Here is a 23,975-nt window from a genome sequence, read left to right on the forward strand (position 1 = left end):
GGTCCGCCTCATGAGCCTGCCGCTTTCTTCCGCCGCAAATTGGTGATGCCTGTTGCGAAATACCTCCGCGGGTTACTCGAGTGCCGGGCTACGCCGCCTTCAGGAAACTCGTGCAATATCGTTGGTGGTTGCGTGACAGGCCAGCTTACGCTTACGCTGCCTTTGCATTGTGCGGTATGGCGAGCGACATCGCCAGACGGCCAACGTCCCAGATGAAACCCGCCAGTTCGCGGGCTATGGCAACCACCGCGATATTGACGTGTTTGCCGCGTGCGGCCAGCTTGCGATACCGTCGGCACAACCGTACCTGTGCGTCCCAGGCACGATCAATGATGGCCTTTGGGATGCCCTCGTGCCTGCACTGGATGTCGCGGCTCACGCGCGCCGGATGCCGGTAACTCCAGGCCGCCTCGACCAGCAGCTTTCTGGCGTAGCTGTTGCCGGTCTTGGTAATGCTGCCCTGACGCCGCTTGCCGCCCGAGGAATATTCCGACGGTGTCACTCCTAGCCATGCCATCAACTGACGGGGATGTTCAAATCGTGATAGGTCACCAAGTTCCGAGAGCATTCCGACGGCCGTGACGAATTGCACACCGCGCATCGCCTGCAACCCGAGTACGGCCGGATAGAACCGCCAGTTGATCACCGCCTCGCGCAAGGCGGTCTCGAGACGCTCGCATTGCGCAAGCCGGTCCTCGATCGTGCGCCGGTGTTCGTTAAACGCCAGTTGTTGCCACTCGCTGTCAAACGTATGCTCACTCAGCCAGCGTCGATGGGCGGGGCCCCAGTTGGCGTTGCCGGTATAGCGCACGCCGTGCGCGAGCAGGAAGGACTTCAGTCGATGCCGTGCCTGTCTGAGGTCATCCCGCGCGCATGCCCACGCGCGAGCCAGATCCCGAAACGCTTCATCTTCAACGCCAGGCACGTACACGGCCGAGAGGTCACCCGCACGTAGCGCGCGCACCAGCTTGATTGCGTCGCGCCGGTCGGTCTTCACGCGCTCACCCGGCTTCCTTGGAATCAGCGACGGCGCACAGACCATGCACTCGAAACCCTGCTCGACCAGTCGCCGGTACAGACCATAGCCACAGGGACCTGCCTCATACACCACGCACACGCGCCGTGCCTTCGATTGCAGCCGCTTGCACAGCCGATCAATCTCTGCCGGGGTCGTTCCTATCTTGCCGAGCAACTCGACTTCGCCGGCATCGATCGAATAGGCGACCGTGATCGATTCCTTGTGAACATCGAGTCCAACGTACACCGTGCTATTGTGTTCCATGCTGGCCTCCGTGCCGGAAATCGCCGGGTGTGGCCCTGTCCACACCGTGCGGCTCTGGCAGACATGCTAACCCGCGTTTGATTCCTCACGGCGGGCCAGCCTCTGCCTCACGGAAAGTCATACTGCCTTCGAGGATCGCAATTTCGTTCGCCTGGGTAGCGACTCGTCGGTCCTCATCTCGCGGACCGCCCGATGAGATGCCGCGTAGCCGTCCAGCGTAATCGTCTCAGGAGCGCGTCCCTGAGTTCTGATTGCCTTCGCGAAGAACGCCTTTGCTGCCGCCACGTCGCGCCTCGCGCTGAGGCGAAAATCGATCGTCTTTCCCGCTCGGTCAACGGCGCGGTAGAGATAGGCCCATTTGCCGCGAATCTTCACGTAGGTCTCGTCGACTCGCCACGACTGACCGGCTGTCGTAGCCAACCGATTCCAGCGTTTGACGAACTCCGGCGTGTAGCGCTTCACCCAACGCAGCATCGTAGTGTGGGCGAGGGACAGGCCGCGCTCAGCCATCATCTCGACAAGATCACGCAGACTGAGCTTGTAGCGCAGATACCAACGCACGCAAAGGACGATGACTTCGCGGTCGAAATGACGCCCGTTGAACAACCGTTCGAGATCTTTCAGCTTGCTCATTTGGCTCGTGGTCGTCAAAAGCTCAAGAGTAACAGACCGACGCACCGGAATTGCACCACAACCGTTCCGAAGACGGTGACATCGAGTGCAACGACCCATGGTCGCTTCGGCAAGGAAGACTTCATATACAACGCAACGACGAACGAATACCGGTGCCCAGCAGGCGAGAGGCTCATCTGGCGGTTCTCAACCGTTGAGCGCGGCCTGAAGATCAGTAAGTACTGGAGTTCGAATTGCCAGCAATGTCCGCAAAAAGGGGGCTGCACGCCAGGACCTCAATGTCGCGTGACACGCCGGGAGCACGAAGCTGTTCTTGATGACATGCAGGCGCGACTTGATCATGCACCTGAGATGATGCGCATCCGGCGACAGACTGTCGAGCACCCGTTCGGCACGATCAAGGCATGGATGGGCGCCGCTCATTTCCTGACACGGACCCTCAGGCGGGTGGGCACGGAAAAGAGCTTGCACGTGCTGGCGTACAACATGAAGCGGGTGATCAAGATACTCGGTTCAGAAGCGGTTATGAACGCGATGAGGGCGTGCCGCCCGCAAGGGGTTGTTTGAGGTTGACCCGGTTCGACGGATAGATTTGCAGTTGAGTTCAATGCGGTGTGGCACCTCCGATAAGGTTGAATTGCGGGTTGTCCACGGCCGGGCGGCGGGTCGCCTGTCACGACCACGACGCTGCCCGGCGGTGGGCAACCCGCGCGGCGATAAGCTTTGACCTTGCGCATGCAGGTTTTCGAACTCGAGCGGCGAACAGTAGCCGATGCTGCTGTGCAGGCGGCGTATGTTGTACCAGCTCTCCAGAAACGAGAACAGACGCCGCCTTGCCTGTTCGTGGGTCGCGAAGTGTTCGCGACAGAGCAGTTCGGCTTCGAGCGTGCCGAAGAACGACTCGCACATCGCGTTGTCGTAAGCGTCGCCGGCGGTCCCCATCGACGGTTGTACGCCGGCTTCTCGGCAGCGCCGCCCGAAGGCAATGGAGGTGTATTGACAGCCTTGATCGGAATGTAGAATCACACCGTCATGGCGTCGTTGCTGCAACGCCATGTCCAGCGCGCGTAACATCAGTTCGGTGTACAGATGGTTGGACATCGCCCAGCCGACGATGCGACGGCTGAACACGTCCAGCACGACCGCCAGATAGAGGAATCCTTCACCCGTGGGTACATAGGTCGCATCTGCCACCCACAGCACGTTTGTCGCGTCGGCACTGAAGTGCCGGCGCACCAGATCAGGCGCACGCCGGGCGCCTGCGCGTGGCCGTGTGGTGCGCGGCCAGCGCCGCCGGCTTGCCCCGCACAGACCCGCCATACGCATGAGGCGCGCCACCCGCTTGCGCCCCACGTGTACGCCTTCGCGCGCGAGCTGCGCATGGATACGCGGTGCCCCATACGTGCCGCGCGAGCTTGCATGGAGCGTGCGGATATGCGCGAGCAGTTGCACATCGCTATGCGTGCGCATCGCGGGCTCTCGCACCAGCCACGTGTAATAGCCGCTCGTCGAGACGCCGAGCAGCCGCGCCATCATCGCAATGGGCCAGCGGGCCCGGTTCGCTTTCATGAATCCGTACCGCCCTTCGGTGGAATGGATCCCGTCTCCCTCGCGAACCAGGCTGCCGCGTGAGAGAGTATGTCGCGCTCCATCTTCAGTTGCCGGACTTCACGACGCAACCGTGTGAGCTCCTGCCGTTCGGCTGTGGTCAGACCGTCATGCCGCACACCTGTGTCGCGATCAGCCTGCGCCACCCAGTTGTAGATGGTCTGTGCAGTCGGCTCGAACTCCTTTTCCAGTTCCTCCGGCCTGCGTCCGGCCTTCACCAGCCCGACCATTTGCGCCCGAAATTCCGCCGGGTACGGGGTACGATGCTTGCCCATAATCGGCACCTCCTTCTCCAAAGGATAGATGTCCGTTTTTCTGGGTCAACTTCAGCCAGGTCCTTGGTGGCTGCTCGTCGATTAACGGCATGATCTACATGCGCGGTCAGAGCGAGGACTACGACGAATGGGCTCGCATAGCCGGCGATTCGTCATGGCGGTGGGAGACTGTCCTCGAGACGTTCAGGAAGAGCGAGGACTTCCATGCTGGTGCAAGTGGTGCTCACGGTGCTGGCGGCCCGTGGCGCGTGGAGAAGCAGCGGTTGAAATGGGACATTCTCGAGACATTCTCCCAAGCCGCGCAACAGACAGGTATACCAGCGACGGACGATTTCAATAGAGGCGACAACACAGGGGTTGGATATTTTGATGTCAATCAAAAACACGGCATCCGGTGGAATGCGTCGAAAGCCTATCTTCGACCTGCAGCAAAGCGCGGGAACCTGACGGTTCTCACGAATGCGCAGACGCGACGACTGATGTTCGAGAATAACCAGTGTACCGAAATCGAGTTCCGCCTCGGCGACGAGCCGCGTGTGGCGAGAGCGCGGCGCGAAGTGATTCTCTGTGCAGGGGCCGTCAATTCTCCCCAATTGCTGGAATTGTCGGGAATCGGAAGTGCCGATCGCCTGGCCAAGCATGGAATCAAGGTGATCAAGGATCTTCGGGGTGTCGGCGAGAATCTGCAGGACCATTTGCAATTGCGCATGGCGTTCAAGGTGGAGGGCGTCCGGACGTTAAACACCGTTAGCGCTCGCTGGTGGGGCAAACTTATGATCGGCCTCGAATATGGAGTATTCAGAAGTGGGCCGATGGCGATGGCGCCGTCGCAGCTCGGCGTGTTTGCAAAATCCGATCCGAATGATGGAACGCTGACGCGACCTGACGTTCAGTACCATGTACAGCCGCTGTCACTCGAACGGTTCGGAGAACCGTTGCATCCGTTCGACGCGTTCACCGCGTCGGTTTGTCAGTTGCGGCCGTCCTCACGGGGCAGCGTGCACATCACGTCGAGTGATCCGGCGATGGCACCGAGAATTGCGCCCAATTACCTTTCGACCGAGGAGGACCGTCATGTCGCGGCAAACGCCCTGCGGTTGACCCGGCGCATTGTGTCGGCGCCCGCGCTTGAGCGGTTTCGGCCACAGGAAATTCTCCCTGGAATCGAATTCCAGACCGAAGATGAATTGCGGCATGCGGCCGGCGACGTGGGAACAACCATCTTTCATCCGGTCGGAACGTGCCGAATGGGTATGGCGGACGATCCGGACTCCGTGGTCGATTCCCGTCTTCGGGTGCATGGTGTGAACGGCTTACGGGTGGTCGACGCTTCGATCATGCCGACGATCACATCGGGCAACCAACTCGCCAACATTGATGATCGCAGAGCGAGCGAGTGAAATGATTCGCATGGATAGAAAGCGGGAAGCCAAGCCGGCGGGGCATATGCACGGCGTTGTCGAGGTGAGCATAAGCCCGAACGTGGATCTAGCGTGATTGGAAACAGGAGGTGCGTGTATTCAAGGGAATTCTGATTGAGAAGGATGCGACAGGTTGCCACGCAACACTGAAGGACATCGACGAGTCGCAATTGCCCGACGGAGATGTAACGATCCGGGTGAGTTACTCGACGCTCAACTATAAGGACGGGCTCGCCATAACGGGCCGCGGTCCAGTAGTACGGAAATTTCCGATGGTGCCGGGCATCGACCTGGTCGGTGTTGTGGAGGACAGCTGTCATGTCGACTATGGGGCGGGCGATCAGGTTCTGCTCAATGGCTGGGGCGTCGGCGAGCAGCATTGGGGCGGTCTTGCGCAGAAGGTGTCACGTCCGCGCGGTGATGTCCTGTTCGGCCGGGCGGCTATCGCGAAGGATCTGGCTCGATGATGCTTCTGGACTCAGCCGCCAAGACGGACGTCGATTTCGGCGCGACGCTTTGTCGCCGAACTCCTGTTTGCCCCTACCTACGTTCGTCACGTTGCCATACTGACGCGAGAAGCCCTCACAGATCGGCTCTACCTGCCAGTGGACAAACTGCTGTGCATCGGCCGTCGGCACGCCCAATGCGGCGAAGACCGGCGTGTCGAGGCCGATCAATCGGGCCGGTCGATGCGCGATTTGTCAGCCATCGTCAATCAGGCGACAAACTGGCACTGCGACGCCGGCGTGCGCGTGTCCATGTTGCGACCGCGGTTCGTGTGGTCGTCGACCTCAGCGGCGCAGCCGAGCATGCGTGGGTACAGGAAGATCGTAAACGCCGCCGTCTCGAGCGCCGCGCCGGTGTATCCGCCGCTGCGATACGGCTGCCACAGCATCCTCAGCAGTAGCGCGGCAATGACCGCGTCGACGTTGACGCAATAGACGTTGCGCGACACGCCTGCATCGAACAAGGTTTGCACCAGCGTGCCGTAGAACTCGTGGAAGATGTTGTATTCGTTGCGCCCGGCCATCAGCTCGCGAATGAAGACCTCGCGCGGATCGTAGTTGACTGGTTTGTCCTTGAAGACCGGGTGATTGACGCCCGGAATCTTCTGGATGTCGAGGCTCCCGGTGTTCTTCTTGTTCGACTTGTAACGGGCGTAGGCCTCGACGTACTTCAAGGCCAGCGCCTTCAGGTCGATACCATGGTTGGGATCACCCGGATCGACCAGGCCCGAGTCCTTGAACTGCTCGATCAGGAAGGCGATACCTTCGTAGCCGTTGCCACCGTGGGTGTAGCCGGTGTGAGTGAGAAAGCCGACCAGGCCCTTGTTGAGCTGCACCCGCTCGGGGTCCTCGGGTCCATCGGCCGAGACCGCGCCCTTGGCGCCTTGGGCCGAGATCGTGCCTGGCCCGTTGGACAGCAGCAGCCCCACCAGTACCTGGAAAGCGAACAGATCGGCTGGCTGGGGTGCGAAGCCAAGCAGCGCGACGAACGCCACTTCGCTGATCGGCCGGTTCTGCAGGATCTCGCTCGTCGCGATACCGCAGAAGCTGTCTGGCTGATGCTGATCCGCGTTCACCGACGCGCCGATCAAGGCGCCGAACAGGCGCAGCCACCACGGCAGGCTTTCAGCAGTCAGACGCGAGACGCGTTTGCGCAGCAGCGGCCCCCACGCCAGGGTAGCGCTGATCGCGGCGAGCACGGCATCCGCCGTGGGATGGCCGGGTAGTCCTTGCAGGTAACGCAGGAAGACCGACTTCGCGCCTCTGGCGCGCAGGCCCTCGAGCATCGCCTCGGCGCGGGCGTCGGGATCGGCGCGGACGAACAGGGCAGGGTCATCCACCTTGACACGGCTGAGATCGAAGCTTTCGTCCAGCGCGTCGCTCATGCCTGCCGCCATGAAAGCGTCAATCAGCGCGCGCGTGGCCTGGCGCGCTTCGCCCTGACAGCGCGGCCCGAGAATGCTGGCGGCAGCGGCCAGCACCGTGTTGGGCGCATTGCCGGCCTCGCGCGCGGCCTGCGCCGCGGCGAGGGCCGGGTGACCGACCAGGTTGAGGCCGGCGCCGATGGCGACATTGATCAGGCGCCGGTCGTTCTCGCCGCCGGGCTCGTGCAATAGCGCGAGGCTGACGTTGGCCTCCAGCGGATACTGCGCCGCGTCGAGCATCGACACGCCGTAGAGGCTGGTGACCTGAGTCTTGGAATCCATCTGCGAGGCGCCCGAGGCGTCCTTCAACGTCTGGCGCGGCGGCACCGCGCCGATCTGCCGGTTCAGCGCTGTGATCTGTTCGTTATACGGCGCGCTCGCCTCGACGACAGGCAGGTCGAGCTCGGGCGGTAAGGTCAGACCGTGGCTCGCGCCGAACCACGGCTTGAGTGCAAGATTGCCCTCCGACGCGAAGTCGAGCCGACAGGCGTTCTCGCCCATCACCGCAGTCAGTGCGGCCGGAATGTGGGCGATGTTGGTCACGAGTGCGCCCTTGGCCGAGAACACGGGATGCTCGGGCGTGAAGATGCCGTCCACGCTGAACTTTTCCATGAACCAGCCTTCCTTGCTGAGGGCATCGTCGGCGCCACCGGCCATGGCGCCGGCATGCCCGACCGCGCGGGTCAGCTTGGATTTCCACCGCCCGACCACGCACGCCACCACCGGCTTGGTGAAGGTGGCGTCGAGCTCGTAGTAGCCGCCGGGCTCGACATAGAGCACCGCCGCCTTGCTGCCTGCATCGTTGGAAAGCGCAAACGCGAACTCGGGTGCCGCGAAATGGATATAGACATCCTTGCCGCAGGAAATCGAAGTGGTGGTGCCCCAGCCGGCCATGCGCAGATAGGTCGCGATGGTGGTGGTGAAATTGCCCGAGTTGGAGAAGATCGCGATCGAGCCGCGGCGCAAGGCTTCCTCCGGATGGTCGCCGCCCAGTGCGCCGCCGATCCGAACCTGGTTCCAGGCATCGGCCACGCCCAGGCTGTTGCCGCCGAAGATATCGATGCCGTTGGACTGACCCATCGCGCGGATCTCGCGCGAGTCGTGCACGGCCAGTTTCTCGGTGACGATGAAGATCTTCTTCAGATCCGGATTCACGCGGATCAGTTCGGCCACGCCGTCACGCGCCGCTGCGGGCGGCAGGTAGATCACGCCGCAGTTGAAGCGATGGCCGTCGTTGATACCTTCCAGCACGTTGTTGTAGACCGGCACGTTGCCCAGGGATGTCTCCAGCACCTGGCCGCGCTTGCCTGGCGCCGTGCCGAACACGACGTTGCCGCCCGAATAGACATGGCCGACCGGTGTCACATCGCTCGACTCGCCACCCAGGATGTTGAGCACGCAGACCCGGTCTTCACGCGTGGCCACCTGGGCGAGCGAACTGATGCCGACGAAATACTTGAAATCGCCTACACCTTGCTTGTACATGACATGCTCCTTATGCGGGGGCAAGCTTCAGGCGGCCTGGTTCGCCGCGATGCCGAGCCGGGCGGCGATCTGTTCGCGGCCACCGGCTTTCATCCACGCATCGACCTTCTGCGCGTGCAGCACGACTTCGCTCATATCGGAGTCGAAGCCGAAAAAACGGTACGGCAGGCCGAGCGCATCGAGGGTGTCGCGCATCGCGCCCATGCCGCGCACCAGGTTCGGGCCGCCACGGCCGATCACGACGTAAAGCGGTGTCGCGCCATGCCGGCTGAAGTGCTCGCGCAGCGCATCGGCCATCGCGCGGAAGGTCTCGAAGATGTCCGTGTTATTCGACTTGCCTCCAATGATGAACAGCACATTGGTCTGCTTGATCCAGTGTTTGAAGCAGATGCGTGCGACCTCTTTCATCTTCTCGTAAGGCGGGTTGCCGCCAAAGTCCGAGGAGATGATGGCGTCGTCGCCCAACATCTGCGTGACGAGCGAATTGGCGCCGCCGCCGAAGGTCGGCGCGAGGATGGTCCCTGCGGCGTTGATCACGTAGACGTCGCTCTGGCCCTGGTAGGTGCGTAGCTGATTGATCTCCTGCTCGAAGTCGGAGTAGTCGACCGCGAACAGGCTCGCCGGCAGGTTCAGACGCCGCCAGCGCGGGTCGTCGCGATCGAAGCCGCACTTGAAGTCGCAGGCCACGGGGGTCATGCGGCCCTTCTTGTCCTCCCGCATGCGGATCGGATTCAACTCCAGCGTCGTCATGCCGTAGTCGTGGTACAGCTCCCACAGCTTGGGCAGGTGCTGAACCAGCGGCGAAATGATCTGCTTGGGGGCCCCGAGCGCGGACAGCGCATTGGCCACGACGAAGGCTTTCAGCCCCGTGAGCGGATCGAATGGCACCTGCGCTACCTGGCTCCGTTCGAGTTCCTCGATGTCGACGCCGCCGTGGTGGGTCAACGTCATGGTCGGCGCACGGAAATGCGTCGAGTCGGTGATCGAGAAGTAGACCTCGTGCTCGGCCGGCACGCCAGCCTCGAAGGTCACGCCGTTGGCCTTGGCCACCGTGTTGCCGATGCGGTGCTCGACGAAGTACAGACGCTCCTTTTCCTTCAGCGCGGTCTTCAGGTCAGCGGCCTTGCCGATCAGCCCGGACTTGCCCTTCTTGCCGACGCCGCCCTTGAACACCGGCTTGATGAACACCAGACCATGCTTATCGATCATGGCGCGGATATCTTCTTCGCTGGCGTCGGGGCCGAGCACTTCAGTGGTCGGGAAGTCGACGAACTGGAGCATTTTGGCTCCGTACAGCATACCGGTGACTTGCATGGTGACCTCACGGTGGAGAGGTACTGGCTAGACAACGCGCGACAGGACAATCAGCACGGTCGTCACGGTAATCGCCCCGCCGATCCGGATCGCCCTCGGGCGAACGGCATCAGCGTAACGCGATTGGCCGCCGTCAGGACGCGCTTGCCGATCTGCGCAACTGTGAGACCGAAGAAGGCAAACCTTACTATCCCCATACGGAGGTACTCGTCGGAGACGCGGTTGGCGATCGACCGATAATTGTGCTTATACAGTTCGCTATCGGCTTTCTGGATTGTCAAAGACACGCCTCATGCATGCCGTGACGGCTGAACGGGTTGTCCGCAGCTTGGCAGAAGTCCGCACTTTAATAGCATCGTGCGCGTAGCATTCAGAGCGTAGCACTGCGTGCGCAGCGCGGATAGCGTGTCTACCCCTACCGTACGGTCGGCAAACGGCCCCTATTGCGCGTTGCCAGTACGCGCCTCTGCACGAGTCTGGCGGAAGATTGCGGCGGCAATGGCGAAAGTTCGTGTCGAGAAGTATGCTGAATATGCATGGTCACCGTTCATGGTGCGCTCCCCAGACGCAATGGCATCTACCGCGGCGCGGCGTTACTGAAATCGGCAATCGAAAAGCGACAGAAGAGCGGTGTACAGGTGGGATCGGATTGACGCTGTTAGCGGTTCGTTTTCAAAGTGCGGTGCCGTCAGGTCAGCAAGGCAAATGCTCCGGACCTGCCGGCTCACAAGCCAGACAGACAAACGCAAGGAGACAGTAATCATGAACCCTTCAGCCAGCATGGTGGCAGACGCACCCAAACCGTCCCACTCCAAGGTCGGCGCCGTTTTGCGCGTCACCAGCGGTAACTTCCTCGAACAGTTCGACTTCTTTCTGTTTGGCTTTTACGCCACCTACATTTCGAGGGTGTTTTTTCCGTCGAGCAGCGAGTTCGCTTCGCTGATGTTGACGTTCGCCGTGTTTGGCGCGGGCTTCCTGATGCGGCCGTTAGGCGCCATCGTGCTTGGTGCCTACATCGACGAAGTCGGCCGTCGCAAGGGCCTGATCGTGACGCTGTCGCTCATGGCGAGTGGCACGATACTCATCGCCGCGGTCCCCGGCTACGCAACGATCGGCATGCTGGCGCCGGCACTGGTGCTGATCGGCCGGCTGCTACAGGGATTCTCGGCTGGCGCCGAACTGGGCGGCGTGTCGGTCTATCTGGCTGAAATGGCGACGCCAGGCCACAAGGGCTTTTATACGAGCTGGCAGTCGGCAAGCCAGCAGGTCGCGATTGTGGTTGCAGCGGGGCTCGGCTACGGACTCAACAGCTGGATGTCCGCGGCGAGTATCGGTGCGTGGGGCTGGCGCATCCCGTTCTTTGTCGGCTGCGCGATCGTACCGTTCCTGTTCGTGTTGCGCCGTTCGCTACAGGAAACCGAGGAGTTCAAAGCGAGGCAGCACCGTCCGAAGACAAAGGAAATCCTCGCGACGATGATGGCGAACTGGCAAATCGTGTTCGCCGGCATGCTGCTGGTTGCGATGACGACCACCACGTTCTATCTGATTACCGTCTATACGCCGACGTTCGGCCGGGCCGTCCTGAGACTTAGCACCGCCGACAGTCTCGTCGTTACGCTGTGCGTTGGCGTTTCCAATTTCATCTGGCTGCCGATTGGCGGTGCGTTGTCGGATCGTATTGGACGCCGGCCGCTTCTGATCGCGATCACGGTGCTTGCCATTTTCACCACCTATCCGGCGCTTTCGTGGCTGGCGGCAACGCCGAGCTTCCTCCGGATGCTGCTCGTCCTGCAGTGGCTCTCCTTCTTCTTCGGCATCTACAATGGGGCAATGGTCGTCGCGCTGACCGAAGTGATGCCGGTAAGTGTCCGCGTGGCAGGGTTTTCGCTGGCATACAGTCTCGCGACGGCGCTCTTCGGCGGATTTACACCTGCGGTGTCGACATTTCTGATTGAGGTCACACATGACAAGGCTGCACCGGGATACTGGATGAGCTTCGCCGCGTTGTGCGGGCTGGTTGCGACGCTTGTGCTGTATCGTCGCGGTGGCGCGGTGGAACGTTCGGCGAAAGTGGTTTGACGGTAGACGGTAGCTCAGGCGATAGACGTCATTCCCGGCGCCCGGCGTCGACGTGGTGACGCCTTCAACTAATGGAATGGACGCCCCCACCCGAAACGGCATCAATGTGCCAAAGTGGTCGGTGTCGTAACACCACCTGATCGGAGAGAGCGTCCATTCCATTAGTTGAAGCAGATCCTCGTGCGTAAGCGACGATAGCGGTTTGCCCAGCTGGACGATCGCCCACGGCAACAGCCGCCCGGCTTCCTTGCGGTAGTTCTCGAAGGTGGTTTTTGTGTCGACCACGCGTGCGAGCCATGCGCGTATCACATTGAGATCGTCGACTGCTGTGATCTGCTTGCGGCCGTTCGCGCGGTTGGTGCCGTGTCGTCCATCGAGTTCGGCCGGCAATTCGACCGCATCAAGCGGACGCGGTACGATCAGGGTCGTTTTCATGGTCGAGAGCGCGGCGGGTCTAGTTTCGGGGTGTCAAGCGATGGTTGTCGCATCTGTGCCGCATCATTTCAACATTGTAGGATTAGTGTTAAATACGTCGACGGATGCGTTGGATATGACGCGAATTACGTTGCATTGCTAATCAATATCCGCGCAAACCGCTCCGGTGTCCAACGTCGTCCCTGACGAAACCCGGCTCACCGCCGAGATCGACCGCCTGAAGGTCGGCTTCCCAAAGACGCGAGCTGCCCGCGAGGTCTGCGCGCTGCTGTTCTTCCGGTTCGCAATCACGCCGACCGCGAACCGGCTTTACCTGCTGGTGAAGCGGGGCAGCATGAGCGGCCCGCGCAGGTGCTCGGCGGATTCTGGACCGAACGCGCCAGAAAACCCGCGTACGCATCGGGCATCCGGACCTGCCCGCCGATCTCGCGGCGGCCGCCGGCGAACCGGTCGCTATCCTGTGGAGGCGCGCCACCACGTCAGCGGGGCGACGCTCGGCGCGCTGCAGTCGGTCGCCGCCGCCCGCGACGAACTGGGCCGCATCGAGGCGACCCTTCGATTCGCGGGTGGCCGCGCAGGTCGAGGTCGCCCCAGCGGATGCCTGCGCTGGCGAAACACGCGGGCCAGCACCGGCAGGATCTTCAGCGCCCAGCGATGTACGGTAGCGTGATCGACGGCTACACCCCGTTTGGCCATGATTTCGTGGAGCTGATGCAGGCTTAGCGGGTAGGCCGCATACCAGCGCACGCACACCAGCATGATATCCAGCGGGTAGTGAAGGCGCTTCATAACCTTTCGAAGGTTCGATGTTTCGAGCTGCAGATAGAGCGGTTTTATGGACTCCAGCTTAACTGGACTGGCTTACCGCGACAGAGCCACGAAAGATTCGGTAAATGCTCGTCGGATGGCTTTCGCGTCGACCTTTGCTGATTCCTGTCGATCGGCAACATGTGCCACTGGCACTCAAGGTACAGCGCCTTCAGGATGTGGTTGAACAACAACCACCGGGGCAACTAGCGTCTATGACACACATCGGCTGACATCCACAAATAACCGAGCTTGACTCTCGGGGAAGTCCTTGCGAGCACAATCAGCCGAAACCAGTTTCACAGAGACGAGGGGGGCGATGCTGTGGGCATGGGTCCGTCTTGTGTGGATGCGCTGCTGCCCCGCGGTCCGGTCATCCGCTGGTATATTCGGCGGAACAAGCAAGACCGGAGAAGATGCGATGAATCTGGATGCGGCTAGCCGAAGCCGGGGCGTGGCGGTGCTGTTGACGTTGTCCGGCGGATTTCTCGACGCATTTACCTATGTCGGTCACGGGGGCGTGTTTGCTAACACAATGACGGGAAATGTTGCACTGCTTGGTATCGAAGTCGCGGCCGGGAACTGGGTGCAAGCGGCCCGTCACATCCCTCCACTAGTCGCGTTCGTGTTCGCGGTATTCGTGGTTCACCTGTTGCGCCTGGACGCCGTCACGCGTTCGATCCGGCGTCCTGCGCTGATCTGTCTGCTACTCGAGATCGTGTTCCTGACCATCGCATCGAGCGGTCTGGTCGGGGCTTCGGAAGTCTGGCTTATTCCGGGCATTTCGTTCGTCGCCACGCTGCAGACCTTGTCGTTTACACATCTCGAGAATCTGACCTATACGTCGGTCATGACGACCGGGAATCTGCGACGGGCTGCGAAGAGGCTGCTGGAAGGCCTGATTCCAAGATATGACAGGACAGCGTTGCGGGATGCATCACTGCTCGGAATGGCCGGCTTCAGTTTTTTCGCGGGCGCGGTGCTCGGTGGCGTTTCCACCCGCGTGTTGCACAGCGGGGCGCTGTGGATTTCGGTTCTGCTTCTCGTGGGCGCGCTAATGCGAATGGTCCAGCTGGTTGTCTGGCCGGGGTCCAGGACTGGGTCGCAAGCGCCGCGCGCATGAGGATGGCCAAAGTTAGTATCGCATCCGCTCGTTTACAAGCAGAAAATCGCAGCTTCATTCACAGACATGTGGGTAAACCTGAACCCTCAGAGGTATCACTGCGTCTGCAGTTTGGAACGAGGTCTTTCCGGCTCAATCAGGTATCCTGTCAAAATCAACGCCCTCGATCATCTCCGCCATTTGCTCTAGATCCGTCGTACGTCTCGCGGCTAACTGTGCGCAGCGCGTCGATCATGGGGTTGTCGAATTTGACATCCTGGGTGCGCGTTTCGTGCTCACTCTGAATGAATCACACGTACGGACGAGAAACGTGTTTTCGCCCCAACCGAACGTTCCATACAGGTTCAGTTGCAAGCTGCCGTGTCTGCCGACATAGAGAATCGCGGCGGCTTTGGTCGTCTGCGGCGCAATAAAAAGAAAACCGCTGTGCGACGCCGGGCCGGGTGGGACGTCGACGACCTTGGGAAGCGATTACGCGCGGGCCGGATGGCATGGTGTGATACGCGATCGTCAGCAGCCAGGCCCAAAGTCATCCTGACGGCCGAATCCAGAAACCGGGACGAAAAGAACCCATGCGTTTGTCCATGACGGAACCCATCGCAATGACAGGCGGTACGAGCCGTGTGTTGCGGTGCTCGTCATGGGTCGAGCCACCTTGGTGGTCTTTGGCAGGCACTGCTTTCGTGGCCCACGAGCCGTCGATGCAGGTCCGATACCAACGATGCGATTGCCCAACCGCGAAAGCGCTCCAGACAATGGCCGGCCCCGGCCGTCACGTCATCCGCGATTCTGGTTAATGCGCCTCGATAAATTGCACGATCTCGCCGCTATCGCGCTTGAGGTACAGGTCGTCGCCCTTGATGCGCACCTCGTTGCAGGCGTAGGGGATCTTGCTGCCCTTGCTGCAGACCTTGCCGTCCTGTGCTTTCCAGTCGCCGTGGTCTGCAAATCGAGCCGTTTGACGGCGCGTTGTTGCCGTGTCGCTGCCGGCGACAGTTAAACGCGCCAGGTGGCGCAAGAGCCGCGCGTCATATTGCGGTTCTTTAGACGTTTCCACACACCCCGGGTCGGTCGATGCGGGAAGGGCTGACGTCGTCCGTCGCCGTTCACGTCAGACTTTGTCCTAGTTGGCACTCGTACCCGAGGCGTGGTTACCCATTCCCATCCCGCTATCTTCCTTCTTCGTCATTTTCTTCTGATGCTTCATCGGTTTTTTGGCCATCGTACCGCTTGCAGCCATGGGTTCGCTTGCGGCCATTGCGCCCTTTGACATCGAGTTGTTGCCCATCGCGCCGCTCGACTGGGCGAATGCAGAAGTACCCAGCATCAGAAGGCTTGCTGAACATGCAGCCATGATCAGACGTTTCATCTTGAGCTCCTTTTCCATGACGTGAATCCTGCGGTCGCCGGTTTGTTATCACCAGCTTTCGCCGGTTCTTCCCGGGGTGCCCTCTGCGTGTTCCTCTGCGCTTCAGGCACCGCCCAGTCAGTTCTGTGCATTTCCCCCGGTCAACCCTGTAACCCGTCGGGGCAGCTATTTCTGGGCCCCGATGAGGTACCCCGGCTTCCTGTGACCGCGGCCGAGCATTGGCATTCCGACGCCAACGCGCGTCGCATTTCGCTGCCGCTCGCGGACTGACCGGTTGCCCGCGTCAATACCTGTCTCCGCCCGCTCGCATTCTCGCCCGCGTCGCTTTATATAACGCTTGAGGTACGGGAACGGTGGACCCGTGCAGCGGTGAAAGATGAACGTGTCTTCGTCTTTCGGACACGGCCGGCGGGAGGCGAGTGCTTTGCGGGGTTCGGAGATCAATGGGACAGCCAACCGGCTTAAGGATCGCCGGCTGCCCTGGCAGGTTGATACAGTGTCCATTCCCTTTCCCGCGTACGGTACGATGCCCTCCCGTCACGGCCTCCGAATCAGCGCGTCGCCCCCGTACCACTATCAGCCATACGGCGAAAGTTGGACCGGCTACCTCGAAGCCACGCTGTGCAACCGGGGGCTCTATTTGCCGTCGCCGTCGAGATTCTGCAATCCGTGGGACTGCCGACCCTGGTTTGATCTTGACACGCTGAACAACGCGGCCGTCCGCGTGCAGTGATTCCCGGTGGTTCATGCCGCTCTGCGCCAATGTCCGCCCGCAGGATGCCGACGAGATCCGGAACAACCGGGAATTGCTGCTCGCGATGGTCGATCAACGCTCGATGGGGCTGATTGCAACGATCGACGCCGAAAGAACACAGCACGCCGCGTCACCCGACCTGCCAACGGCGGTCGATAACGTTGTGCCGGTTGCAGAGAGTGCGCTGGTTCGTATCCATTGTCGGGTGCGAATGCAAGAGGGCCGAGGAGATCGTGGAAATGGTGCAGCGGCAACAACCCAGCGGCAGCGGTAGGCAGGCGATCTGGCACCCGCATTGTAACGGCGTCGGCTTCACCACCCTCTACGACGGACGTTGAACCTGGAGAAGCGGCCTGCGGACAGTTCGCTATAGCTGAAGGCGCGCGATTACGGTACGACCGGTCACTTGAGCGCGCGGAAAATCAGAGGCCGCGCGCCGCGTCGCGTTCATTTTGCCCAACGCCTGTCATTTCCCGGCCGCCCGCACGACGAAAGCTTGAAACACCGCGCCGCACGATCCCGTCGCGAGCGCTGGTGTTGTGTTCCCAGATGCGGTTTGTGCGACGGATACGCCGAAGCCTGCCGCGCTGTGCGAGTGGACGTCGCCTGTGCGGCCCTCTTCTGATTCGGGCTGCGAACGCGAAATGGAGGTTCTATGAAACCGATACAAAAGGTCATTCTGTACGGAATGCTGCCGTTTGTCCTGGCAGCCGGCGCGGCGCACGCGCAGGGCATCGGACGCAGCGGCACGTACACCATGCCGCCGGACTGGGCAATGATGATGGACAAGTTGACTCCCGAACAACGGAGCCAGGCCATCGACATCCAGGAAAAGATGATGAAGATGGACATGGAGCATCAGCAGGCGATGGCGCAAATGGAAATGAAGCACGCGCAGGCCATGATGCAGTTGCAGACCCAACTGCTGGATATCTTCAAGGGACATTGACGTCGCAGCGCGAATTGCTGAGACTGCGCGGTCGCGACGACCCTGCGCCCACGCGCATTAGCTCCGGCTTTCCGCATACGGTGTTTCTGAAAAGCCATGAAATCCCATCCGTCCGGCTTGACCGCGTTCGTGTTTGCAGGCGGTGGCAGTCTTGGCGCAATCGAGGTGGGCATGCTGCGCGAATTGATCGAACGCGGTGAGCGGCCGGGTTTGGTCGTCGGCGCTTCCGCCGGCGCGATCAACGCGGCGTATTTCGCCGGCCGTCCGGACCGCGACGGCGTCGCGATGCTCGAAGCGCTGTGGTGCACGATCAGGCGGCAGGACATCATGCCGTTGTCGATGCTCGGGCTGCTCGCGATGATTCTGCGTAGCCGTGCGCATCTCGTCGAGGCAAATGCGCTGCGGCGGCTGCTGGAAAAGCATCTGTCGTATGAGCGGATCGAGCAGGCGACGCTTGCCCTTCACATCGTTGCGACCGATATGCTCGCCGGCCACGAAATCGTGCTCTCATCGGGTCCCGTGGTGAACGCCGTGCTCGCCAGCGCGGCGATACCTGGCGTGTTTCCGCCGGTGCGGATCGACGGGGTGGCTCTGGTCGATGGCGGTGTCGCCAACAACACGCCGGTCTCGGTGGCGGTCGCGCTCGGCGCGACGCGCATCATCGTGCTGCCGGCCGGCTTCGCTTGTGCGTTGCATGCGCCGCCCGGCAGCGCGATTGCGCAGGCCATGCACGCTCTGACGCTCGTCATCGCGCGACAACTCGTTCGCGATCTGGAATTCTACTCGGCACGCGCGCAGATCTACGTCGTTCCGCCGCTGTGTCCGCTCGATGTGTCACCGTACGACTACTCGCAGTGTGCGCGGTTGATCGAACGTGCTGCGCAGAAGACGCGCGCGTGGCTCGGCGAAGGTGGTCTCGAACGCGTGTTCATTCCTGACGAACTGCGCGATCATGCGCACACCACCGCAACGTACTAGCGGCTAACGTCCTTCCGTGCGAAATGGGGCGGTGATCGCCCGTAGAGTCGCTTGCAGCAAGGCTCCACGGCCCTGCGTGTGTCGCACAGCGGACGATTTGTCAGGTCGTCACTCAATAAGCGGTAAGAACCTTTAGGACCAAACCGCAGGATTCGCACGGAAAGTACGACAACCCCGCGAGGCGCGCGAGCCAGGCGCGGACGGCGCTGAGATCGTCGTTGGCGGCGATCTGCATGCGGCCATGCGCACGGTTGACGCCGTGGCGGCTGTCGAGCGCGAGCGGACGCGGCGAGCAGAATCGTTTTCATGGTTGGACGCGAGACGGGGCGCGGCAGGGTGTCACGCGATGATTATCGAATCTGTGTCGCGTCATTTCAACATTATAGGAATAACGTCAAAAATACATCGACGAATGCGTTGGAAATAACGCGGATTACGTTGCATTATTAGTCGATGTTCGCGCGTCCTTCCTCTGGAGAAATTTCGGCGACATTGACAGCTGCGAAGAACTGAATGACGCCACGCGACGCGCGGATTTTGAGACAACGAACATCCTCGTGCAATTGAAACCGGGTGGGCGCAGATGGACGACGCGCGTCCTCTAGCGGCGTATTGAGGGGCCGATTAGATGCTGCCCAGGCGAAGGCGATGAGGCTGCAGGAGGCGGAAGCCGGCTTTATACGGACAGTTTTATGCAAATCAACGCGATGGAAGACCACAGGTGGCGGATACGCGGTTTGGAATTTGACATAAAAGAAAAGAGCAAATTTTATATTTAGTATGCTTAACTAAATAACACAAAGGGCATTCAAGTAGAGATGGACGTAGGACATGACCTGAATGTTGTGGCCTGTAGATTTCCCGACGAACTTACCGCTTCTTCGCGGTAGCGGTATCGGTGCCGCGTCGTCATTAGCTACTTCTGACGATTGACGCTCATTTGATGTCTACACGAGACGGGAGGCAAATAGGGCATCGCTCTAAACTGCAATCGATCGATTCAATTTTGCCTCAAAGACCAGCGCTTTTGAGAAGTTTCGACGGTGGAATGTGTAGGGCGTCAGCAATTCGAATGAGGTTTAGAACAGATAGGTTGCGTTCCCCTCGCTCGATTCGCCCCATATGGCTGCGGTCAATTCCCGTCGCGTGCGCAAGGGCCTCCTGTGAGACACCGAATTCCTGCCGACGAGCGCGAACCGTCGCGCCTATGGCGGCTAGGTGTCCCGCATCGTCCATTTTGACCGATACCCTTTGCATCCCATGATGGTCGCGGTATGATGGTCGTTTGGCCACGGCATTTACGACCCATTTATGAGGGCGATGGTCTTTTCACTTTTGGGTAACGTTTCTAATGTCAGGTTGAAAGCGTCATCCGCCTCAGTCGGCAACGGCTGGCGCAGGTGCGGGCGTGGCGGCGAGCGTAGACGCGGGATAAGTGAATAAGGTGGCGGGAATTTTTGTCGGTCGTCTGTCTGTGGGTTCTTTTTCGTCGGCTCTTGTCATGAAGACCACATGCTCGGCGAGCAGTTCGTTGGTAATGAAAGCGTTCGAGGTCATAGCTGTATGTTTGTAACAAGTGAAATTAACCGTGTGCCTCCGTCCAACGTGCCTTTCGGCGGGTTGCCCGGCAGGGGTGTATGGTCAGCGGTTCAGCAACTGTTACCGCGGGACGTCCTGATTCTGAGGGTGTCGCGGGCGCGCTCGCGGGCCGTCCCGACGATCGTGATGCTGGACCTGCCCGCAACCGCTGCGACGCTCGAGCAGTTCGTCGGAGGGGATGTCGTTCTGCGCGACGCGGCCGTACTGAGTACGAGGCTGGCACGGGAGGTCGGCCAGTGGACGCTCGAACCGCTTTCCGAGATCCGGGTGGGCGCAACCGAGTACGAACATCGCGGCCAGGGCAAGCAACTGCTCACTGTGACCCGGTTCACGACCGCTGCGGGGCGGACGTTGTCGGTGCCGTATGCGCTGGCGACACAGCCCGCGCGCGGCAGGCGGCTCTGGCGCGCGAAGGCGCCAGCCGCACCGGCTAGTGCGTAATCCTGGCTCGCGGTGGATGTGCATCCGGACGTGGGGCCGGGCATGGCCATTGGGGAGCCGGACATCCTGCCGCGCGGGCATGGCGGCCTCGTGCTGTATCCCGATTTCGATGGAGGGTGCGTCACCCGGAGGACGTGTGGCGCCGTCCGGACGCCGGGCCGTATGTCGCGAGCCCGCCGGGCCACGCGCTGTTTGAACACGCGGCGCTGCTGGCGAACTGCCTTGAGCCGCACTCCGCGCTGAGCATCGTGCTGTCCACGAGCTGGGTGCGGGTGTTCCGCAGCGTGCGCAAGGTGGCCCGCCGTCTGCCGCCGTCTGCCGCCGGAGTTGCGTCGGCGCGTGGTCGGCGCGACCTTCCACAGGCCGGATGGATCGGGTGTGGTTCCGGTCCGTGCCGCGGGGTGTGCAGGTCTGGGCGACGTGTGCCGGCGGCGCCCAGACGCATGGCTCGCGCTCGACGACGATGAGGCGGGCTGGCCGGCAGTGTGCCGGGGGTCACCTGGTGCACACCGATTCCGTGCTGGGGATCAGCCACCAGTCCTCGCGGAACTGCAGGTTCGGCTCGTGGCGATGCACTGGCCGGAGGCGGGCTGGCCGCGATAATCCGCCTTATCGCGGCCAGCGCAATCGCCGGCGCATCGGCTGCGGCTTCAGAAAGGGATCGACATGAGCAGACGCAGGCGGGCGATAGCGCTTCCAGACGAAACCGCCGAAGCGCTGCGCGCGCGGCTGCGGCGCTTCGTGCGTGCGACCCGCGACGAGGCGACCGGGGCGACCGGGGCCGTCCCGATCCCGTTTCCGGAACACGTGACGGTGCTCGCCGGGCCGCTGCGGCGGATCCGTGGCGCGCGCGAACCCCGCACGGTGCCGGTGCCGGCGGGGCGGGCCGGGTCAGATGCGCGCCGGGAAGACGGCGACCAACCCGGATCAGCCCCGGGCGGGTTCGCACTGGATGACACGGGGCGGGCCGGCGGCACAATGACGAAGTAGCGGACATGACGGATACACACTTTCACGGCGCGATGCGGTGGCCCCTGCCGGCTGAACCCGAGCCGCCGGCTGGCTGGAACAACCGGTATTTCCTCGACACGGAATTCACCGACTTCCGGCAGTGCCAACTCGTCAGTCTCGCCCTCGTGGGCGAGAACGGGTCCGAGTTCTACGGTGAGCGGACCGATTTCGATCCGGCGCTGTGCAGCGACTTTGTCCGCGCCGTGGTACTGCCGCAGCTCGGCCAGTCCGAGGGGCGCGCGATGCCGTTTGCAGCGCTGCGCGAGGCACTGCGCGCATGGCTCATCGCGGTGCCGGGCGACTCCGGGCCGGTGCTGTGCTACGACTACGAGACGGACCTGCACCTGTTGCGGTTCCTGCTGGGCGGGCCGCTGCCGCGTGGCTGGCGGCTCGGGAACATCGCCGGCACGCGCAACCCCGAGCGACGCGCCGCCTACTACGCGCGCCATGGCGGCGAGCACCATGCGCTGCATGACGCGCGCGCCAATGCCTATGCGTGTACCGGTTGACGCCGGGCGGCTGCCGGCCGGGCCGTCGTCCGGTTTCGGGACGTGCGGACGCATTTCTTCGCTCAAACAGAAACAGCCTCATGAAGGGGATCAGGATGGCCGGGACGCGTGTGTGGATGCCACGATCCGACGTACCGCGGATTGCACAGCGCCTGCGGGACCGACGCAAGGCGTCAGGGATGACACAGGACGATCTCGCGGTCAGGGCGGGGGTGGCGAGAGTGACCCTGGGGCACTGGGAGAAGGGAAGGTGGCCGCACACCGTCGCAGCCGCCACCGTGAACGCGCTGGAGGCGGCCCTGCAGGTGCCGCCGGGTTGGCTGCTCGGTCCTGGGACGCAACCGTTGCCGGACCCCGGGTTGCCTGCGGCGGATGCCGTCGCCCGTGCAGACGGCGATCCTCAGTCACGGATCCCCGCCGCCCGGTGCTGCGAGATCGGCCCTCACGCGCGGCGGCTGCGCAGTGAACTGGGCCTGTGCGTTGCGGAGGTGGCGCGCGCCTGCCATGTGTCCCGTCCCACGCTGTTGCGGTGGGAACAGGGGACGTTTCCGAAGGCGCTCACCGTGGCGCGCCTTCGCACCTGGGAGCGCGCCCTGCTGCTCGCGCCCGGGCAACTGCTGGCGCCGCCGGCGTCGCATCCCGGGGTAGGCGATGGCCGCTGGCGCGTGACGATCGGCACTGAAACGCTCGAGGCTGCCATCCATCGCGTCGCGGCGTGCCTCGCCACCCGCGGACGCAACCTCCTCCAACCGGAGCAGCCGCTCGATGCAACGCCCGCGCGCGATGCCGACCTGCTGGCCCACCGCTATGGGGTGGGCGCGCATCGGCGGCCACTGGTCGACCTCGCCGTCTCATACGGGATCGATCCGTCGCACGCACGCCAGACGGTGGCGCGCATGGTCGCGCGCGCAGCCGGGTTCGCCTTCAGGATTCCGGTGCTGGATGACATGCTGGCGGTGGGCGCGGCGGGCTTTTCGTTTACGACCGCCGTAGCCGATGGCCGCATGCGTGACCTGCTGGGGCCTTCGCTGTCCATGGAGCACGCTGCGGCATTCGCCGGCGAAATACTGTCCCGGCGGATCACCGGTGCGGATCCTGGCAAGGCGGTGGCCGGCACCCGCAGGCCGGCGCGGCGAACCCTTCGCTGGCCGCTGACGTCGTCTGTGTTGCGAAGGAACATCGCCTCGACAGGTCGTAAGCGGCGCAAAGGGGCGTAGCCAGCGTCGCGCCCGGCCGGCAGGGCGGGGTATGGCGGAAGGAGAACGCGCCAGCCATCGAAAGCGACAACGCTTGCGTGGCGCAGCAGGGGCTTCCACTCGACGGCTACTGGAAGTTCTGAGGGGGCGTTCTGCTGTCTGGGCGGAGCCACCGGGACGGAGGCATTCGCCGGGGGCGCAGGCGATCGCAGCGCAGGTTCGGGACCTCGACGCGATGCGCGTCCGCGCAACTGCGGTACCGAATGACAAGATCACAAGGAAAGGCGAATGCTTCGGATCACCATTGAATTGCTGCCCGGTGGACGGGAAGACGGAAAGCGGGTCATCGCCACGGCGGACATCGCGCGCGTGAGTGGCGGCGCACTCGCGGACTACAGGGTGGCCCTGGACGATGCGGTGCTCCCGCAGGTCGGCGAGCGGGCCACGGTGCGCGGCTATCCGAGATGGGCGGGCAGCGTATGGGATCTCGTGGCGCGCTGTGTTGCCGCTGCGCTGAATCAGGGCTGCGAAGCCCTGCCACCGCGACCCGCGCCACCGCAGGTGACGGTTCACGTGAATGACGCAGGCTACCGTTACGTGCGTCTCGATGAGATTCCCGAGCCTGCCAGAACGTACTTCGACAGGAAGCTGGCCGGTTCGGGCATTCCTGACCACGGCTGTGCTTTCGCGCACGACTGGTTCGACTTTCTCAACGGCCAGCGCTGATGCCAGAGCGGTGCGCCGTGCCTTGTAGCAAGTTGCAGCCTCGCGCACAAC

General features: G+C 62.3%; 17 protein-coding genes and 8 pseudogenes. 15 read left to right on the forward strand and 10 right to left on the reverse strand.

Going from position 1 to position 23,975, the window contains the following annotated elements:
• Window positions 1–151: 151 nt before the first annotated feature.
• Both OKW30_RS29370 and OKW30_RS29375 read right to left on the reverse strand, forming a co-directional pair.
• Entirely contained in the window at window positions 152–1,282 is a 1,131-nt protein-coding gene (locus OKW30_RS29370) for an IS110 family transposase (RefSeq protein WP_429348338.1), read from the reverse strand.
• Between the two features lie 126 nt (window positions 1,283–1,408).
• A pseudogene (locus OKW30_RS29375) lies at window positions 1,409–1,915 on the reverse strand (IS6 family transposase); the annotation flags it as partial.
• A 54-nt stretch (window positions 1,916–1,969) separates the two neighbouring features.
• On the opposite strand from OKW30_RS29375, the pseudogene OKW30_RS29380 reads away from it, so the two are divergent.
• A pseudogene (locus OKW30_RS29380) lies at window positions 1,970–2,482 on the forward strand (transposase); the annotation flags it as partial.
• A 168-nt stretch (window positions 2,483–2,650) separates the two neighbouring features.
• On the opposite strand, the pseudogene OKW30_RS29385 reads toward OKW30_RS29380, so the two are convergent.
• Window positions 2,651–3,798: pseudogene (locus OKW30_RS29385) on the reverse strand (IS3 family transposase); the annotation flags it as partial.
• A 56-nt stretch (window positions 3,799–3,854) separates the two neighbouring features.
• On the opposite strand from OKW30_RS29385, the pseudogene OKW30_RS29390 reads away from it, so the two are divergent.
• Together OKW30_RS29390 and OKW30_RS29395 are read left to right on the forward strand one after the other, a co-directional pair.
• Window positions 3,855–5,295, forward strand: a pseudogene (locus tag OKW30_RS29390) (GMC family oxidoreductase); the annotation flags it as partial.
• Window positions 5,296–5,308: 13 nt separating this feature from the next.
• Window positions 5,309–5,647: pseudogene (locus tag OKW30_RS29395) on the forward strand (alcohol dehydrogenase catalytic domain-containing protein); the annotation flags it as partial.
• 287 nt (window positions 5,648–5,934) lie between these two features.
• Here the strand turns inward: OKW30_RS29395 and OKW30_RS29400 are convergent.
• Together OKW30_RS29400 and OKW30_RS29405 are read right to left on the reverse strand one after the other, a co-directional pair.
• Window positions 5,935–8,634, reverse strand: a complete 2,700-nt coding sequence (locus tag OKW30_RS29400; RefSeq protein WP_429348339.1) for a CoA-binding protein — start codon at window positions 8,632–8,634, stop codon at window positions 5,935–5,937.
• Window positions 8,635–8,661: 27 nt separating this feature from the next.
• Entirely contained in the window at window positions 8,662–9,948 is a 1,287-nt protein-coding gene (locus OKW30_RS29405; RefSeq protein WP_429348340.1) for an ATP citrate lyase citrate-binding domain-containing protein, read from the reverse strand.
• A gap of 762 nt (window positions 9,949–10,710) precedes the next feature.
• Here OKW30_RS29405 and OKW30_RS29410 point away from each other — a divergent pair.
• Complete coding sequence (locus OKW30_RS29410) at window positions 10,711–12,027, forward strand: MFS transporter (protein ID WP_429348341.1); 1,317 nt, start codon at window positions 10,711–10,713, stop codon at window positions 12,025–12,027.
• A 601-nt stretch (window positions 12,028–12,628) separates the two neighbouring features.
• Window positions 12,629–13,018 (forward strand): annotated as a pseudogene (locus tag OKW30_RS29415) (DNA-binding protein); the annotation flags it as partial.
• A 29-nt stretch (window positions 13,019–13,047) separates the two neighbouring features.
• On the opposite strand, the pseudogene OKW30_RS29420 reads toward OKW30_RS29415, so the two are convergent.
• Window positions 13,048–13,251, reverse strand: a pseudogene (locus OKW30_RS29420) (IS6 family transposase); the annotation flags it as partial.
• Between the two features lie 439 nt (window positions 13,252–13,690).
• Here OKW30_RS29420 and OKW30_RS29425 point away from each other — a divergent pair.
• Entirely contained in the window at window positions 13,691–14,392 is a 702-nt protein-coding gene (locus OKW30_RS29425) for a YoaK family protein (RefSeq protein WP_429348342.1), read from the forward strand.
• Window positions 14,393–15,185: 793 nt separating this feature from the next.
• Here the strand turns inward: OKW30_RS29425 and OKW30_RS29430 are convergent.
• Both OKW30_RS29430 and OKW30_RS29435 read right to left on the reverse strand, forming a co-directional pair.
• The gene (locus OKW30_RS29430) at window positions 15,186–15,449 is read right to left on the reverse strand and encodes a hypothetical protein (protein WP_429348343.1); all 264 of its coding nucleotides are present in this window, start codon (window positions 15,447–15,449) and stop codon (window positions 15,186–15,188) included.
• A gap of 66 nt (window positions 15,450–15,515) precedes the next feature.
• The gene (locus OKW30_RS29435) at window positions 15,516–15,779 is read right to left on the reverse strand and encodes a pentapeptide MXKDX repeat protein (RefSeq protein ID WP_429348344.1); all 264 of its coding nucleotides are present in this window, start codon (window positions 15,777–15,779) and stop codon (window positions 15,516–15,518) included.
• A gap of 728 nt (window positions 15,780–16,507) precedes the next feature.
• Between OKW30_RS29435 and OKW30_RS29440 the strand changes: the two genes are divergently transcribed.
• The 3 genes from OKW30_RS29440 to OKW30_RS29450 all read left to right on the forward strand — a co-directional run bounded on the left by OKW30_RS29440 (window position 16,508) and on the right by OKW30_RS29450 (window position 18,442).
• Window positions 16,508–16,789, forward strand: a complete 282-nt coding sequence (locus tag OKW30_RS29440) for a hypothetical protein (protein WP_429348345.1) — start codon at window positions 16,508–16,510, stop codon at window positions 16,787–16,789.
• A 381-nt stretch (window positions 16,790–17,170) separates the two neighbouring features.
• Window positions 17,171–17,464, forward strand: coding sequence for a hypothetical protein (locus OKW30_RS29445; RefSeq protein WP_429348346.1), 294 nt, complete (start codon window positions 17,171–17,173; stop codon window positions 17,462–17,464).
• Between the two features lie 96 nt (window positions 17,465–17,560).
• Complete coding sequence (locus OKW30_RS29450) at window positions 17,561–18,442, forward strand: patatin-like phospholipase family protein (RefSeq protein ID WP_429348347.1); 882 nt, start codon at window positions 17,561–17,563, stop codon at window positions 18,440–18,442.
• 1,011 nt (window positions 18,443–19,453) lie between these two features.
• Here the strand turns inward: OKW30_RS29450 and OKW30_RS29455 are convergent.
• Window positions 19,454–19,699, reverse strand: coding sequence for a helix-turn-helix domain-containing protein (locus tag OKW30_RS29455; RefSeq protein WP_429348348.1), 246 nt, complete (start codon window positions 19,697–19,699; stop codon window positions 19,454–19,456).
• A 120-nt stretch (window positions 19,700–19,819) separates the two neighbouring features.
• Window positions 19,820–19,999, reverse strand: a complete 180-nt coding sequence (locus OKW30_RS29460; RefSeq protein WP_429348349.1) for a hypothetical protein — start codon at window positions 19,997–19,999, stop codon at window positions 19,820–19,822.
• Window positions 20,000–20,167: 168 nt separating this feature from the next.
• Between OKW30_RS29460 and OKW30_RS29465 the strand changes: the two genes are divergently transcribed.
• From OKW30_RS29465 to OKW30_RS29490, 6 genes and pseudogenes are all read left to right on the forward strand, one after another.
• Window positions 20,168–20,482: a hypothetical protein gene (locus tag OKW30_RS29465; RefSeq protein WP_262414921.1), complete on the forward strand. Its 315-nt coding sequence runs from the start codon at window positions 20,168–20,170 to the stop codon at window positions 20,480–20,482.
• A gap of 666 nt (window positions 20,483–21,148) precedes the next feature.
• On the forward strand, window positions 21,149–21,472 hold the full coding sequence (locus OKW30_RS29470; protein ID WP_429348350.1) for a hypothetical protein: 324 nt from the start codon (window positions 21,149–21,151) through the stop codon (window positions 21,470–21,472).
• Between the two features lie 5 nt (window positions 21,473–21,477).
• Window positions 21,478–22,002 carry a hypothetical protein gene (locus OKW30_RS29475; RefSeq protein WP_429348351.1) on the forward strand — a complete coding sequence of 175 codons (525 nt, stop codon included), beginning with the start codon at window positions 21,478–21,480 and terminating at the stop codon, window positions 22,000–22,002.
• Between the two features lie 116 nt (window positions 22,003–22,118).
• Entirely contained in the window at window positions 22,119–23,219 is a 1,101-nt protein-coding gene (locus OKW30_RS29480; RefSeq protein WP_429349188.1) for a helix-turn-helix domain-containing protein, read from the forward strand.
• Between the two features lie 17 nt (window positions 23,220–23,236).
• Window positions 23,237–23,341, forward strand: a pseudogene (locus tag OKW30_RS29485) (type II toxin-antitoxin system CcdA family antitoxin); the annotation flags it as partial.
• Window positions 23,342–23,486: 145 nt separating this feature from the next.
• The gene (locus tag OKW30_RS29490; protein ID WP_429348352.1) at window positions 23,487–23,924 is read left to right on the forward strand and encodes a hypothetical protein; all 438 of its coding nucleotides are present in this window, start codon (window positions 23,487–23,489) and stop codon (window positions 23,922–23,924) included.
• Window positions 23,925–23,975 lie beyond the last annotated feature (51 nt).

Origin of the sequence: Paraburkholderia sp. Clong3 (genome assembly GCF_050436485.1) — a bacterium.
GTDB lineage: Bacteria > Pseudomonadota > Gammaproteobacteria > Burkholderiales > Burkholderiaceae > Paraburkholderia > Paraburkholderia tuberum.